Source organism: Paracoccus sp. Z118 (assembly GCF_019061185.1).
Taxonomy (GTDB): domain Bacteria; phylum Pseudomonadota; class Alphaproteobacteria; order Rhodobacterales; family Rhodobacteraceae; genus Paracoccus.
This window is the reverse complement of the sequence record NZ_JAHQZU010000012.1, coordinates 87,186-101,425: the sequence shown is the minus strand read 5'-3', so window position 1 is coordinate 101,425 and position 14,240 is coordinate 87,186. Positions and strand designations below refer to the sequence as shown.

At 70.2% G+C, this 14,240-nt stretch carries 13 protein-coding genes; 6 read left to right on the top strand and 7 right to left on the bottom strand.

The annotated features are described in order from the left end of the window. Nucleotides 1-149: 149 nt before the first annotated feature. Together KTN05_RS11775 and uvrB are read left to right on the top strand one after the other, a co-directional pair. Nucleotides 150-830: a superoxide dismutase family protein gene (locus tag KTN05_RS11775; protein WP_217329599.1), complete on the top strand. Its 681-nt coding sequence runs from the start codon at nt 150-152 to the stop codon at nt 828-830. A gap of 119 nt (nt 831-949) precedes the next feature. Further along, a complete protein-coding gene (gene uvrB, locus KTN05_RS11770; RefSeq protein WP_217329598.1) occupies nt 950-3,136 on the top strand; it encodes an excinuclease ABC subunit UvrB in 2,187 nt (728 codons plus the stop codon). Between the two features lie 212 nt (nt 3,137-3,348). On the opposite strand, the gene KTN05_RS11765 is transcribed toward uvrB, so the two are convergent. Both KTN05_RS11765 and parA read right to left on the bottom strand, forming a co-directional pair. Beyond that, nucleotides 3,349-3,660, bottom strand: coding sequence for a hypothetical protein (locus tag KTN05_RS11765; protein WP_217329597.1), 312 nt, complete (start codon nt 3,658-3,660; stop codon nt 3,349-3,351). A 51-nt stretch (nt 3,661-3,711) separates the two neighbouring features. Next, nucleotides 3,712-4,368, bottom strand: a complete 657-nt coding sequence (gene parA, locus KTN05_RS11760) for a ParA family partition ATPase (RefSeq protein WP_217329596.1) — start codon at nt 4,366-4,368, stop codon at nt 3,712-3,714. 122 nt (nt 4,369-4,490) lie between these two features. Between parA and KTN05_RS11755 the strand changes: the two genes are divergently transcribed. After that, complete coding sequence (locus KTN05_RS11755; RefSeq protein ID WP_217329595.1) at nt 4,491-5,531, top strand: dipeptidase; 1,041 nt, start codon at nt 4,491-4,493, stop codon at nt 5,529-5,531. A gap of 59 nt (nt 5,532-5,590) precedes the next feature. After that, nucleotides 5,591-6,511, top strand: a complete 921-nt coding sequence (locus KTN05_RS11750; RefSeq protein WP_217329594.1) for an NAD(P)/FAD-dependent oxidoreductase — start codon at nt 5,591-5,593, stop codon at nt 6,509-6,511. Nucleotides 6,512-6,623: 112 nt separating this feature from the next. On the opposite strand, the gene fdxA is transcribed toward KTN05_RS11750, so the two are convergent. The 4 genes from fdxA to KTN05_RS11730 are packed head-to-tail and all read right to left on the bottom strand — an operon-like array spanning nt 6,624 to nt 11,054. Then, the gene (gene fdxA, locus KTN05_RS11745) at nt 6,624-6,962 is read right to left on the bottom strand and encodes a ferredoxin FdxA (protein ID WP_217329593.1); all 339 of its coding nucleotides are present in this window, start codon (nt 6,960-6,962) and stop codon (nt 6,624-6,626) included. 53 nt (nt 6,963-7,015) lie between these two features. After that, nucleotides 7,016-7,402, bottom strand: a complete 387-nt coding sequence (locus tag KTN05_RS11740) for an RNA-binding S4 domain-containing protein (protein WP_217329592.1) — start codon at nt 7,400-7,402, stop codon at nt 7,016-7,018. A 26-nt stretch (nt 7,403-7,428) separates the two neighbouring features. Then, nucleotides 7,429-10,506 (bottom strand): helicase-related protein, encoded by a 3,078-nt coding sequence (locus KTN05_RS11735; protein WP_217329591.1) that lies wholly within the window; start codon nt 10,504-10,506, stop codon nt 7,429-7,431. Between the two features lie 11 nt (nt 10,507-10,517). After that, a complete protein-coding gene (locus KTN05_RS11730) occupies nt 10,518-11,054 on the bottom strand; it encodes a tetratricopeptide repeat protein (protein WP_371823349.1) in 537 nt (178 codons plus the stop codon). Between the two features lie 88 nt (nt 11,055-11,142). Between KTN05_RS11730 and KTN05_RS11725 the strand changes: the two genes are divergently transcribed. After that, the gene (locus KTN05_RS11725) at nt 11,143-11,427 is read left to right on the top strand and encodes an SCP2 sterol-binding domain-containing protein (protein WP_217329590.1); all 285 of its coding nucleotides are present in this window, start codon (nt 11,143-11,145) and stop codon (nt 11,425-11,427) included. A gap of 19 nt (nt 11,428-11,446) precedes the next feature. Next, complete coding sequence (locus KTN05_RS11720; RefSeq protein WP_217329589.1) at nt 11,447-12,403, top strand: alpha/beta hydrolase; 957 nt, start codon at nt 11,447-11,449, stop codon at nt 12,401-12,403. A 210-nt stretch (nt 12,404-12,613) separates the two neighbouring features. On the opposite strand, the gene pgi is transcribed toward KTN05_RS11720, so the two are convergent. After that, nucleotides 12,614-14,233 (bottom strand): glucose-6-phosphate isomerase, encoded by a 1,620-nt coding sequence (gene pgi / locus KTN05_RS11715; protein ID WP_217329588.1) that lies wholly within the window; start codon nt 14,231-14,233, stop codon nt 12,614-12,616. Nucleotides 14,234-14,240: the final 7 nt, after the last annotated feature.

The window sequence follows — 14,240 nt, the reverse complement described above, 5'->3', positions numbered from 1 at the left end:
TTGCGCCCGTTCTTGCCGCAATGCGCCGCCCGGATCAAGCGCCGCGCGGTCGCACGCCGTTTCACAAACCGAGAACGGGCGGAACGTGTCGCCGCGTGGGGCGTTCGACTGTCATCCGATCACCCCCGACCACCCGAGGAGGAAAGTCCATGACCCGCACGACCGCAATCGCCCTGCTGATGTCGGCCGCGCTGCCGCTTGGCGCCGCCGCCCAGCAGCAGGAGACGACGACCACAACGACGGATTCGGGCTCGACCGTCACGACCACGGCCCCCACCACATCCGAGGCGCCCGCCCCCTCGCCGGCCGGCGGCGCGAGTTCCGAGGCACCCGCGCCATCGCCGGCGGCTGGCGATGCCACCGGTTCCGAAGGCGACTTCCGGCAGGCCGGCGCTCCCCTGCACAACGCCGAGGGCACCGAGATCGGCAACGTCGTCATCACCGAGACGGCGTCGGGCGTGATGCACCTTGTCCTCGACATCAACGAGGGCGCGCTGCCCACCTCGCAGCACGGGTTCCACATCCACGAGCACGGCGTCTGCGAAGGCCCGACCTTCGAATCCGCCGGCGGCCACCTGGCGGACGGCAAGGACCACGGCATCCACGCCGCGAACGGTCCGCATCCGGGCGACCTGCCGAACATCACCATGGGCGAGGCGGGCATGCTGCATGTCGAATACTTCCTGCCCGGCATCCTGATGGACCAGATCATGGACGGCGACGGTGCGGCGGTGATGATCCACTCCGGCGTGGACGACTATACCAGCCAACCGGCGGGGAATGCGGGCGACCGGATCGCCTGCGGCGTGCTGGAACTGACGCCGAACTGAGGCGCAGGCCGGGACGATGCAAAGGCCGCCCGCACGGGGCGGCCTTTTGCCTTGAAACGCTGGGCTCGGAGCCCCATTTTCCGTCATCGTTCGCGCCCTCCCCCGCCCGCAGGACCCCCATGGCCCACAACAACACCAATGCCCCCGCGCCGCTGCTGCTGACCCCGCAAAAGCGGGACAAGCTGGAAGGGGGGCGCCGCTTCGTCATGCAGTCCGAGTTCCAGCCCGCCGGCGACCAGCCGACCGCCATTGCGGAGCTGACGCAGGGCGTGGTGGACGGGGAACGCGATCAGGTGCTGCTGGGCGCGACCGGCACCGGCAAGACCTACACCATGGCCAAGGTGATCGAGGCGACGCAGCGTCCGGCCATCATCCTCGCCCCCAACAAGACGCTGGCGGCGCAGCTTTACGGCGAGTTCAAGGGCTTCTTCCCCGACAACGCGGTGGAATACTTCGTCAGCTACTACGACTACTACCAGCCGGAAGCCTATGTGCCCCGCTCGGACACCTTCATCGAGAAGGAATCCCAGATCAACGAGGCCATCGACCGGATGCGCCACTCGGCCACGCGGGCGCTTCTGGAACGCGACGACGTCATCATCGTTGCCTCGGTCTCCTGCATCTACGGCATCGGCTCGGTCGAGACCTACTCGGCCATGACGCAGGACATGGTGGTCGGCGAAAGCTACGACCAGCGGGGTTTCATCAACGAGCTGGTGGCGCAGCAATACAAGCGGCTCGACGCGGCGTTCCAGCGCGGCGGCTTCCGCGTACGCGGCGATCTGGTCGAGGTCTGGCCCGCCCACCTCGAAGATCGGGCGTGGCGGTTTTCCTTCTTCGGCAACGAGCTGGAATCCATCACCGAGTTCGACCCGCTGACCGGCGCTAAGGAAGCGGATTACAAGCAGATCCGCATCTACGCCAACAGCCACTACGTCACCCCGCGCCCGACATTGCAGCAGGCGATCAAGGGGATACGCGCCGAACTTCAGCCCCGGCTGAAGCAGCTTCAGGACGAAGCCAAGCTGCTGGAAGCGCAGCGGCTGGAGCAGCGCACCAACTTCGACCTGGAAATGCTGGAGGCGACCGGCGTCTGCAACGGGATCGAGAACTACTCGCGCTATCTCACCGGCCGCGCCCCCGGCGAGCCGCCGCCGACGCTGTTCGAGTTCATCCCCGACAACGCCATCGTCTTCGCCGATGAAAGCCACGTCAGCGTGCCGCAGATCGGCGCGATGTATAAGGGCGACTTCCGGCGCAAGTTCACGCTGGCCGAGTTCGGGTTCCGCCTGCCCTCCTGCATGGACAACCGGCCGCTGAAATTCGAGGAATGGGACGCGATGCGGCCGCAATCGGTGTTCGTGTCCGCCACCCCGGCCCAGTGGGAGCTTGACCAGACCGGCGGCGTCTTCACCGAACAGGTGATCCGCCCCACCGGCCTTCTGGACCCGGTGATCGAGATCCGCCCGGTGGAAACGCAGGTGGACGACCTGCTGGACGAGGTCCGCAAGGTCGCCGCGAATGGCTACCGCACGCTGGTCACCACCCTGACCAAGCGCATGGCCGAGGATCTGACCGAATATCTGCACGAGCAGGGCATCCGCGTGCGCTACATGCACAGCGACATCGACACGATCGAGCGGATCGAGATCCTGCGCGACCTGCGGCTCGGCGCCTATGACGTGCTGGTCGGCATCAACCTGCTGCGCGAAGGGCTCGACATCCCCGAATGCGGGCTGGTCGCCATTCTGGACGCCGACAAGGAAGGCTTCCTGCGCTCGACCACCTCGCTGATCCAGACGGTGGGCCGGGCGGCGCGGAACGTGGACGGGCGGGTCATCATGTATGCCGACAGGATCACCGGCAGCATGGACCGCGCGATGAAGGAGACCGAGCGCCGCCGCGAGAAGCAGATCGCCTATAACGAGGCGCACGGCATCACCCCGCAAACCGTCCGCAAGAACGTCGATGACGTGCTGGCGGGCCTCTGGCAGGGCGACACCGACCAGTCGCGGATCACCGCCCGGACCGACAAGCCGCTGGTCGGCGCGAACCTCGCCGCGCATCTGGACGCGCTGCGGACGCAGATGCGCAAGGCGGCCGAGAACCTGGAGTTCGAGGAAGCCGCCCGCCTGCGCGACGAGGTCAAGCGGCTGGAAGCGGTGGAACTCGCAGTCTCGGACGATCCTCTGGCGCGGCAGACGGCGGTCGAGGAAGCGGCGGAAGAGGCGGTGAAGTCGCGCGGCCGCTCGACCGCCGGGCGGGCCGGGCAGCGGGGCGGGAACAAGCGGTCGAAGCGGCACTGAGCGGGGCCGGGCGGATTGGCACCGCCTCGGACTGGAAGGGATAGCTGTTCGCGGGGATTGTCGTCTCGGCATGGACGCTTTCCAGCGTGTCGTCGGTGATCGGCACCAGCCGGAACCGTCCGCCCGTCCCTGTCGATCCGTCGCGCGCGCCCTTTGCTTCCGGCCCGGCCAAGGCACAGGCCGGGTCGCCCGGACCGGGCACCCCCTCCGCCTCAGCCGCAGGTGACGTCCAGCACCATGCCGGTGGCGGGGCCGGTGATGATGTTCAGCCGCGCGTCCATGTATTCCTCGGTGATCATCGCGCCGCGCGGAATCACGCGATAGGTCAGGCCGGGCGGCAGGCGGGCATCGTCCACGGGCTTGCCGATCAGCCCGCCCCATTCGCGCGGGGCGCAGGCCACCGGCGCGGCGCCGGGCTGGCCGGGATGGGTGCGCGGCACCTCGGTCGGGGCCGTGTCCGCCGCCGGAGCGCAGGCGGACAGCGCCAGCGCCGCCGCGGCGATCGTCAGAAAACGTGTCGTCATGGGCACCCTCCCGGCAACTTCCGCGCAGTCAGGCAGCGCCGGCGCCGCGCGTCAACCCGCTGCCGCGGCGGCGGCCGGTTTCAGCCGTCCCATCACCTCGGCGGCGAGCGCGTCCGCCTCGTCCCGCGCCGGGCTGCGCGGCTGGTCGCTGACCCCCAGCCCCTGCCCCAGCGTCTGCGCGAAGGCCACGCGGTTGCCCAGTTGCGTCTGCGCGACCTCGGCCCCCAGATCGCCCACGCCCGCCGCGATCTCGGCCCCGAGCCGTGTTCCGGGCCGGGTGCGGTTCAGCACCACCATCACCGGCCGCTGCTCGCGCTGCGCCAGATCCAGCACGCCTTCGGTCGCCCACAGGTCCACATGGCTGCTGGCGACCGGCACCAGCACCAGATCGGCCGCCCGCAGCGCCGGCCGCAGGTCGCTGTCGATCTTGGGCGGGGTGTCGATGATGACCACGTCGAAGCGGCGCTTCAGCTTCTCGGCCTCGTAGCTCGCGCCCCAGGCCGAGGAGGTGGTGAACTCCATCGCGTCCTCGTCCCCGCGCGAGGCCAGCCGCTCCATGAACCAGCGGCCGAGGCTGCCCTGCGGGTCGGTGTCCAGCAGCGCGACCGACATCCCCCGCGCCCGCCACGCGCAGGCGAGGTTCACGGCCAGCGTCGTCTTGCCCGAGCCGCCCTTCTGCTGCGCGACGGTGATGATATGCCCTGCCATGCCTGCCCCCTGCACGTTCGACTCACGTTAACGCCGCAGTGCAGCAAAAGCATCCCCCTTTCCGGCCATTGCCCTTCCGCGCGGGCGGGGGCATCGTCGGCGCGACAAATCCAGAGGGCGAGATGCGCGTATTCGACGGCCATAACGACATGCTGCAACGGCTGGTGGCGGCACCGGACGCCGCAAGGCTTTTCCTGAACGGCGACGGCACCGGCCATCTGGACCTGCCGCGGATGAAGGCGGGCGGCATGGCGGGCGGGTTCTTCGCCATCTGGGTGCCGGTGCCGGATTTCTCGGTCTCGCGCGGCAGCCAGCAGAACTGGACGCCTCCCTTCTGCCACGACCTGCCCGCTGAGGTGCCGCACGACGCCGCCCTGCCCTCGGCCTTCGAGCAGGCCGCGACCCTGCTGGCGGTCGAGCGGACCGGCGCGCTGAGCGTCTGCCGCAGCGCCGCCGAACTGCGGGCGGCGATGGACGCGGGCCGGATCGCCGCGATCATGCACATGGAAGGGGCCGAGGCGATCCGCGACATGGACGCGCTGCATCTGTGGCACGCGATGGGGCTGCGCTCGCTGGGGCCGGTCTGGTCGCGGCCGACGCCCTACGGGCACGGGGTGCCGTTCGCCTTCCCCTCCTCCCCCGACACCGGCGACGGGCTGCCCGAGGCGGGCAAGGCGCTGGTCCGCGAATGCAACGCGCTGCGGATCATGCTCGACCTGTCGCACCTGAACGAGAAGGGCTGCGACGACGTGGCCCGGCTGTCCGATGCGCCGCTGGTCGCCAGCCATTCCTGCGTCCACGCCATCGCGCCCAGTTCACGCAACCTGACCGACCGGCAGCTGCGCCAGATCGCCGACAGCGGCGGGCTGGTCGGGCTGAACTTCGCGATCGGCTTCCTGCGCCCGGACGGGCAGCGCGAGCAGATCGACGGCGCCGGGATCATGCTGCGCCATCTTGACCATCTGCTGGGGATTCTGGGCGAGAAAGGCGTCGCGCTCGGCTCGGATTTCGACGGGGCGCTGATGCCCGCCGACCTGCCCGACACCGCCGCCCTGCCCCGGCTGATCCAGGCCATGCGCGATCACGGCTATGGCGAGGAACTGGTCGAGCGGATCGCTTGGCGCAACTGGGTCGAGGTTCTGGAACGCACCTGGGGCGGTTGACCGCCACGCCGCGCCTGCCCATGTTTCACTTGCCCCGCAACCCGTGACAGGCTCGTGACATGGATGACATTCTCGACTGCCTCATCGTCGGCGGCGGCCCGGCGGGACTGACGGCGGCCGTGTATCTCGGCCGGTTCCACCGCCGCGTCATGGTGATCGACGCGAACGAGGGGCGGCTGGCGCTGATTCCCACCTCGCACAACGTCGCGGGTTATCCGGGCGGTGTGCACGGCCCCGACCTGCTGGACACCATGCGCGTCCACGCCCGCCGTTACGGCGTGGAGCTGCGCGGCGGAGAGGTGACGGAACTGGCGCGCGAGGGCGAATATTTCCGCGCCGAAACCAGCGTCGGGCCGGTGCAGGCCCGCACGGTCGTGCTGGCGACGGGAGTCGTGAACCTGCGCCCGCCCTTGCCGCAGGATGCCCATGACGAGGCGGTGGCGCGCGGCCAGTTGCGCTATTGCCCGATCTGCGACGCCTACGAGCAGACCGGCCGCCGCATCGGCGTGCTGGGCGCCGACCGGCATGGCGTGGCCGAGGCGCTGTTCCTGCGCGCCTATACCGATAATATCGTCCTGCTGGCCCTGTCCGCGCTGGACATCGACCCCACCACCCGCACCGAGGCCGAGATGGCCGACATCGTGATCGAGCCGGCCCCCGTCAGTGCCTTCGATTTCGGCAGCGACGACGTCGAGCTGACGCTGGATGACGGGCGCAAGCTGCGGGTCGATACGCTCTATATCGCGCTCGGCTCGCACACCCGCAACGATCTGGGCCGGATGCTCGGGGTCGATCTGGCGGACGATCAGTGCTTCGCGACCGACGGTTTCCAGCGCTGCTCGGTCCCCGGCGTCTATGCGGCGGGGGACGCGGTAGAGGGGCTGGACCAGATCAGCTCGGCCATGGGCACCGGCGCACGGGCGGCGGTGACGATCCACAACGACCTGCGCGAGAAGGACGGGCAGACGCTGGGGGATTGACCCCCGCCAGCGCCGGTGCGGCAACTGGCTCAGCCGTCCGGCCGTCACAGACGGCGTGCGATGCTGCCGCGTCGAAGGCGCCGCGGGCCTGACCCGCAGCGCCACTCGGGCGTCAGTCGCCCTCGCCCGGCGTTTCCGAGAAATACTGCGCCAGCTTGTTCGGCACGCCGTCCATCGCCTCGTAACCCGGCATCGGGTCCTTCTTGCGGGTGATGACGGGCCACTGGTCGGCGTATTTGCGGTTCCACTCGACCCACGGCTCCATGTTCGGCTCGGTGTCGGGGCGGATCGCGTCAGCGGGGCATTCCGGTTCGCAGACGCCGCAGTCGATACATTCGTCGGGATGGATCACCAGAGCGTTCTCGCCCTCGTAGAAGCAGTCCACGGGACAGACTTCCACGCAATCGGTGTATTTGCACATGATGCAGTTGTCAGTGACGACATAGGTCATCGGCGCATCCCTTCAGATTGTCGGGCCTGACCTAGACCTTCGAGCCGGGGTGTTCAAGCGTCCCCGGACGGGGCGTCCCGCCGCCGCGCCTCGGGTCCGTCCGCCGCCGCCGTATCACCCTGCGGTTGATCGTCGCGGGCACCCTCCAGCAGATCGTCATAGAGCCCCCGCGCCTCGGCGGCCGGTCCGCGCCGTTCGCCGGGAGAGAGGACGCGCAACACGCGCACCCCGCCAGGCGTCGCGGCGGTCACGACATCGCCGGGCCGCACGTTCTGGCCGGGCTTGCGGCAGGGTTGGCCGTTCAGCCGCACCCCGCCGGTGGCGATCCGGTCGGCAGCGAAGCTGCGGGTCTTGAACACCCTTGCGTGGAAGAGCCAGCGATCCAGCCGGATCTGTTCGCTCGCCGCCTCGGGCGGCGGGGCGCTGCGTCCCCGCGCCACTCAGCGCATCCCTTCGGGCCGGACCCTCACGTCCGGTTCTTCAGCGCCGCCAGAACGGCAAACGGGCTGTCGGGATCGATGGGCTTGTCGGCACGAGGAGGCCGCGCCTCGTAGTTGCGCTGCCCTTCCGGCTTGCCCTTGGGGCCGCCCTTGCCGCGCGGGCCCTTGTTCTTGTCGCCGAACTGCCGCTCGGCCCGCTCGCCGCCGCCCTCCCCGCGCGGCTTGCCGTGGCCGGGCTTTCCGTGGCGGGGCTTGCCCCGGCTCTGCTCGCCGCGTTCCTGACCTTCGCGGGGCTCGCCAGCCGGGGCGCCTTCGGCGCCTGCCGGTTGATCGCCGCGCGGCTGCCGCTCTCCCTGCGGGCCGCGCCCGCCCCGGCGCGGGCCACGGGCATCGCCCTCGCCCCCCGCATGGCGGCGCTGGCCGGCGCGGGGGCGCGGGGCCCAGGTGAAGCTGTAGAAGGTCTCCATCTCGACCGGCGCCGCCTCGGCTTCCGGGGCTGCCTCGCCGAATTCCGCCGCGGCCGGGGCATCTTCGCCATCCGCGCCGGCAGCGGCCTGCGCCTCCGCCTCGGCTGCGGCCTCTGCGGCGCGGCGTTCCGCCTGCTCGGCTTCCCAGCGGGCGCGGGTTTCGGCGGCGAGGACGCTTTCCTCCTCGGTCAGCGGCGCATCGGATGCGGGCGCCTCATCGGCCGCTGGCTCCGGCGCGGGCTCAGCCGCCGCGGCACGAGCCTTGGGCCGCTCGCCCGGCTCGGCCTTGTAGCCGAGGCCCTGCATCAGGTCCGCGAACTGGGCCAGTGTCATGCCGGTGATCGACAGCATGTCCGGCGTCGCCTCGAACCCAGCCCGGCTGTCCTGACCGCGCAGCAGGTCGGCCAGCCGTTCCAGCATGTCGATGCGGATCGCCCGCTCGCCCGCCGGGTGATAGCCCGACAGCGTATAGGCCCGGCGCGGCACGTCCGGGATGTTGGGGATCGTCACCAGGCCGGGCGGCGGGCTTTCCGGGAACTCGTCCGCGCCCTCCCACAGCGCGCTCAGCAGCAGCCGCAGCCGGGTCGGCGCGGGTTTCAGCAGCGCGGGCTGGAAGATCGTGTATTGCCCGAAGCGGACGCCGTGCTTGCGCAGGCTGCCGCGCGCGTCCTGATCCAGTTCCTTGATCTCGGACGCGATGCCTTCGCGCGGCAGGACGCCCATGGCCTCGACCAGCCGGAACGCCACGCCGCGGGCAAGGCCCGACAGCGCCTCGTCGTCGCGCATGGCCAGCAGCGGCTCGAATCCCGAGGCGATCTTGCGGTCAATGAAATGCTGCAAGCGGCGGCGGACCTTCTCGGCGATCTCGGGCCCCGCTTCCTCGTCCACGAAGGGCTGCACCTCGGGCTTGAGCGGGTCCGAACCCTTCACCAGCTTGCCCACCGCCGTGCTGCCCCACATCAGGCCGCCCTGTTCGGTGAAGTCCAGCTCAGTGTCCGGCGCGTTGTAGAAGCGGTCGGCGCGCAGGTGGAATTCGGGGCGCAGCGCCTCATAGGCGGCGCGGGTCAGCATCCGCGCCTCGTCGCCCGTGGCGGAGGGGTCGGTGCGGAACCGGAAGCCTTCCAGCTTGCCGGCGAACTCGCCCTCGACCGTCACTTCGCCCTTGTCGTTCACCTCGGCCACCAGGCTCTCCCTCTGCTTGAGCCGGCGCAACAGGACAGAGGTGCGCCGGTCCACGAATCTTTGCGTCAGCGCGGCGTGAAGCGCGTCCGACAAGCGATCTTCTACAGCCCGCGTCTCGCCCCGCCAATGGGCTTCGTCCTGAACCCAGCCCGACCGCTGCGCGACATAGGTCCAGGTGCGGATATAGGCGAGGCGCTTGGACAGCGTGTCGATGTCGCCGCCGGTCTTGTCGATGCGGGAAACGGCCCGCGTCATCCAGTCCGAGGGAACGCCCCCGTCCTGAAGAAACCCGAAGATGCGGGTCAGCAGGCTGGTATGTTCGACCGGCGAGATGCCCCGGAAATCGGGGATGCGGCAGACGTCCCACAGCAGCTTCACGTCTTTGGGGTGCGTCACGCGGCTGCGGATTTCCGGCAGATCGCCCAGCACCTTGAGCGCGTGCAGATCGTCCGCCTCGCGCCCGCGCCCCAGCCATTCGTCGCCCGAGGGTTGTTCCAGCGACTGCACCAGCCGCTCCACCGTCCCCAATTCCAGCGCCGAATTGCGCCAGATCAGGCGGCTGATCGGCTGGAAGCGGTGATTCTCGATCGCGTCGATCAGCCCTTCGTCCAGCGGCTGCGCCTCGCCGGTGACGCCGAAGGTGCCGGGCTCGGTATGGCGGCCTGCGCGGCCGGCGATCTGGCCCAGCTCGTGCGGGAACAGCGGGCGCATCCGGCGGCCGTCGAACTTGTGGGTGGCCTCGAAGGCGACATGGCGGATGTCGAGGTTCAGCCCCATGCCGATGGCGTCCGTGGCGACGAGGTAATCGACCTCGCCCGCCTGATACATGGCGACCTGCGCGTTCCGGGTGCGGGGGGACAGCGCGCCCATGACCACCGCGCAGCCGCCCTTCTGCCGCCGCAGCAGCTCGGCCGTGGCATAGACGTCATCGACGCTGAAACCCACGATGGCCGAGCGCGGAGGCATCCGGCTCAGCTTCTTGGACCCCGCCCATGTCAGGGTCGAGAACCGCTCGCGCCGCATGAACTGGACGCCCGGCACCAGCGCGGCGATAGCCGGGCGCATGGTGTCGGACCCCAGCAGCAGCGTTTCGTGCAGGCCGCGCATGTTCAGCAGCCGGTCGGTGAAGACGTGGCCGCGCTCGGGGTCGGCGGCCAGCTGCACCTCGTCGATGGCGACGAAATCGGCCAGCACCTCGGGCATCGCCTCGGTCGTGGCGACCCAGTAGGCGGTGCGTTCCGGCACGATCCTCTCCTCGCCGGTGATGAGCGCGACGACCGATGGCCCGCGCGCCTTGACGATCCGGTCATAGACCTCGCGCGCGAGCAGCCGCAGCGGCAGGCCGATGACGCCGGTGCGGTGGGCCAGCATCCGCTCGATCGCGTAATGGGTCTTGCCGGTGTTGGTCGGCCCCAGAACGGCGGTGACGCGGCCGCGCTCGACCTGCGCGCTCATGGTGCCGGCCATCAGATGCCGACCCCACGGGATGCCTGAAGCAGCCGCGCGACGCCATCCTCGGCCTCGGCCTGATGGGGATTGATGCTCATGCTTTCCAGATAGGCGGTCAGCGCGGCGCCATCGCTGCCGACCTCCTCCAGCATGGTGCCCAGCTGGGTCAGCGCGGGCCAGTGGCGGGGTTCCAGTTGCAGCACCCGCTCCAGATCGGCGGCGGCGGGGCCGAACTGGCCGCTCAGGTAGAACGCCTCGGCCCGCCCGAACCAGCCGGCGGGAAAATCGGGCGCGTGATCCGTCAGCGCCGTGAAATGGCCGATGGCGCCCGCCGTGTCGCCCGCATCCAGCGCGTCATAGCCGCGTTTCAGCAGCAGGTCGGCGCTGGCCGAGCCAGAACGCGACCATTCCCGCAGGATGTCGCTTTCGGCGGCGGCCCAGCCCTCGCCCTCGGGCTGGGCGAGTTCGGCGAAAAGATCGTCCATCGCGGGTGTCGTGTCTGCCGTCTGTGCCGCCGCCACGGACAGCGAGAGCGCCACGGCAAGTGCCGTCACGACAGGATGGAACCCAAGGAAAAAGCCGCGCATAAGGCGCATGTAACTATTCACCCGGCACGATGCCAGTGGAAGCAGGAGAACGGAAATGAGCAAAGTCGTCGATGCCGCGGTCAAGGCCCTGAACGAACGGATCAGCGGTTTCGATTCCACGGCCAAGTTCGTGATCGAGGACGAAGGCACCATCATGATCGACGAGAACGGCGCCCGCGCCGCCGACGAGGATGCCGACGTGACGCTGACCGCCAGCCGCGAGACGTTCGAGAGCATCCTCGACGGCAGCACCAACCCCGCGATGGCCTACATGTCGGGCAAGCTGAAGCTCGACGGTGCGCTGCCGGTCGCGATGAAGCTGGGCGCGGCCCTGTCCTGAACCTGATGGCCCGAGCGGCGTGACCCCCGCCCCGCTGCATACGCTTCCGGGCGATCCGCCCCTTCCGGCCCGCGCCTTCTGGACGCGGGCCGATGACGGTGTGCGGCTGCGGCTGGCGCATTGGCCGGCACAGGGTGAGGCGGCGGGCACCATCCTGCTGTTCCCCGGCCGGACGGAGTATCTGGAGAAATACATGCCGGTCGGGCACGATCTCGCCTCGGCCGGATACGCCGTGCTGGGGATCGACTGGCGCGGCCAGGGCATGTCCGACCGGCTGCAGACCGACCCGCGCCCCGGCCATGTCGCGGACTTCGCGGATTACCAGCGCGACGTGATCGAGATGGTCATCGCCGCCGAGCAGCTTGGCCTGCCGCGCCCGTGGCATCTGCTGGCTCATTCGATGGGCGGGGCGATCGGGCTGGCCGCGCTGCTGAACGACCTTCCGGTGCGGGGCGCGGTGTTTTCCGCCCCGATGTGGGGCATCCTGCCGCGCCGCCCCGCGCGGCTGCTGGCGGCGGGGCTGGTCAGGGCGGCGGGCTGGCTGGGCCGTTCCGGCCTGCCCGCCTTCAGCACGGGCGGGCGCGGCGCGTTCGTTCTGGACTGCACCTTCAACGACAACCTGCTGACCGGCGACGGCCAGCAATGGGGCCGGATGGTGGCCGAGGCCGCCGCCTGGCCCGAGCTGACGCTGGGCGGCGCCAGCTATGGCTGGGTCGGCGCCGCCATGGCCGAGACCGAGCGGCTGGCCGCAATCCCCGCTTCGGACATGCCCGACATTCCCGTGCTGGTCAGCGTCGGCGGGCTGGAGGCGGTGGTTTCCCCCGCCGCCATCATCGACCGGGCGAACCGCTGGCCCGGCGCGAAGCTGATGCAGATCCCCGGCGGGCGGCACGAGGCGATGTTCGAGACCGAGAGCCGCCGCACCCGCTTCATGCAGGCGGCGGTCGCGCTGTTCGACGAAGCCGGGCGGCGTTAGGCGGAGCCTTCGGGACAAGGCGCAGGCAGACTGACGGCGGCGCGGCAGGCTGCACCTCCTCGTCGCCCCCAGTCCCCTGCGGGGCGTCGTCGAGCGGCTGGCCCGTCTCCTCGCTGCGAGCGTCACTCTGCCGCGAGGATGCGGCGACCGGGCCGCATGTCCATCCGCCTGCTGCGGGCTTTCACCCTGCAAGGCGGCGGCCCCGCAAGGTCAGCCCTCTACGGCCCTTCGCATCGCCGCCATCGCCTCGGCCAGCCGCAGGGTCGATCCGTCCTGCCCCTCGGCCGGCTTTCCGTCCAGCAGCGGCGCGAGTTCCAGCGCCAGCTCCTTCCCGAGTTCCACCCCCCACTGGTCGAAGCTGTTGATCCCGAGGATCACCCCCTCGACGAACACCCGATGCTCATACAGCGCAACGATTGCGCCCAGCGTGAAGGGCGTCAGCAGCGGATAGACCAGCGTCGTCGATGGGCGGTTGCCGGGAAAGACCCGGTGCCGCGCCTGCCGCTCCAGCTCCGCCCCGGTCAGGCCGCGCTTTTCCATCATGGCGCGGGCGTCCTGAAGCGAGCGGCCGCGCATCAGCGCCTGCGACTGCGCGAGGCAGTTCGCGACCAGCAGCTCGTGGTGGTGGGCCAGTTCCGGCTCGTGCCCCGCAGCGCCGACCATGAACTCGCAGGGGACGACATCGGTGCCCTGATGGATCAGCTGATAGAAGGCGTGCTGGCCGTTGGTGCCCGGCTCGCCCCAGACGATCGGGCCCGAGGGGCGGGGCAGGTCGGAGCCGTCCATCGCCACGCGCTTGCCGTTCGATTCCATCTCCAGCTGTTGCAGATAGGCGGGCAGGCGCAGCAGCCGCTGCTCATAGGGCAGCACGGCGCGGGTGGGATATCGGCAGATCTGGTGGTGCCAGATGCCGACCAGCGCCAGCATCACCGGCATGTTCCCGGCCAGGGGCGCAGCCCGGAAATGCGCGTCCATCGCCGCGCCGCCCGCGAGGAACTCGTCGAAGCGGTCCGGCCCGATCGCCAGCATCACGGGCAGCCCGATCGGCCCCCAGACGGAATAGCGCCCGCCGACCCAATCCTCGAACCCGAAGACGCGGGCCGGGTCGATGCCGAACTCGGCGGTCTTGTCCAATGCCGAGGAAACGGCGGCGAACTGGTCCGCCGGGCGGCTGACCACGCGGGCCATCCAGTCCCGCACGGTCGCGGCGTTGGTCATCGTCTCGGCGGTGGTGAAGGTCTTGGAGGCGACGATCACCAGCGTCCGCTCGGGGTCCAGCCCGCGCAGCGTGTCATGCGCGTCCGCCCCGTCCACGTTCGAGATGAAATGCACCCGCGGCCCGTCATGATAGGGCGACAGCGCCCGCACCGCCATCGCCGGGCCGAGGTCCGAGCCGCCGATGCCGATGTTCACCACGTCCGTATAGGCCCCGCCCTGCCCCGCGATCCCGCCCCCGCGCACACGGTCGGCAAAGCGGCGCATCCGCTGCAACGTCTCGCGGATGGCGGGCATCACGTCGCGCCCATCGACCGGCAACGGCCCCGCATCCGCCGGACGTCGCAATGCGGTGTGCAGCGCGGCGCGTTCCTCGGTCTCGTTCACCCGCTCGCCCGCAAACATCGCCTCGCGCCGCGCAGGGACGCCCGCGGCGAGGTCCAGCAGCAGCGCCACGGCGCGGTCATCGAGCGCGGTCTTGGACCAGTCGAGCAGCATCCCGCAGGCGCGGGTGGACCGGCGGGCGGCGCGGTCGGGTTCGGCCTCGAACAGGGCTTCGATGCGGCGGCCTTCGGCCCCGCGCCGATGCGCGGCAAGATCGTCCCAGTTGGTCATCCCCGCC

Bases quoted from the DNA above. Each gene is read 5' to 3' on its own strand.
- KTN05_RS11735 (WP_217329591.1), bottom strand. From the start codon at position 10,506: ATGAGCGCGCAGGTCGAGCGCGGCCGCGTCACCGCCGTTCTGGGGCCG.
- KTN05_RS11755 (WP_217329595.1), top strand. From the start codon at position 4,491: ATGCGCGTATTCGACGGCCATAACGACATGCTGCAACGGCTGGTGGCG.
- KTN05_RS11765 (WP_217329597.1), bottom strand. From the start codon at position 3,660: ATGACGACACGTTTTCTGACGATCGCCGCGGCGGCGCTGGCGCTGTCC.
- pgi (WP_217329588.1), bottom strand. From the start codon at position 14,233: ATGACCAACTGGGACGATCTTGCCGCGCATCGGCGCGGGGCCGAAGGC.
- uvrB (WP_217329598.1), top strand. From the start codon at position 950: ATGGCCCACAACAACACCAATGCCCCCGCGCCGCTGCTGCTGACCCCG.
- KTN05_RS11725 (WP_217329590.1), top strand. From the start codon at position 11,143: ATGAGCAAAGTCGTCGATGCCGCGGTCAAGGCCCTGAACGAACGGATC.
- KTN05_RS11750 (WP_217329594.1), top strand. From the start codon at position 5,591: ATGGATGACATTCTCGACTGCCTCATCGTCGGCGGCGGCCCGGCGGGA.
- fdxA (WP_217329593.1), bottom strand. From the start codon at position 6,962: ATGACCTATGTCGTCACTGACAACTGCATCATGTGCAAATACACCGAT.
- KTN05_RS11775 (WP_217329599.1), top strand. From the start codon at position 150: ATGACCCGCACGACCGCAATCGCCCTGCTGATGTCGGCCGCGCTGCCG.
- parA (WP_217329596.1), bottom strand. From the start codon at position 4,368: ATGGCAGGGCATATCATCACCGTCGCGCAGCAGAAGGGCGGCTCGGGC.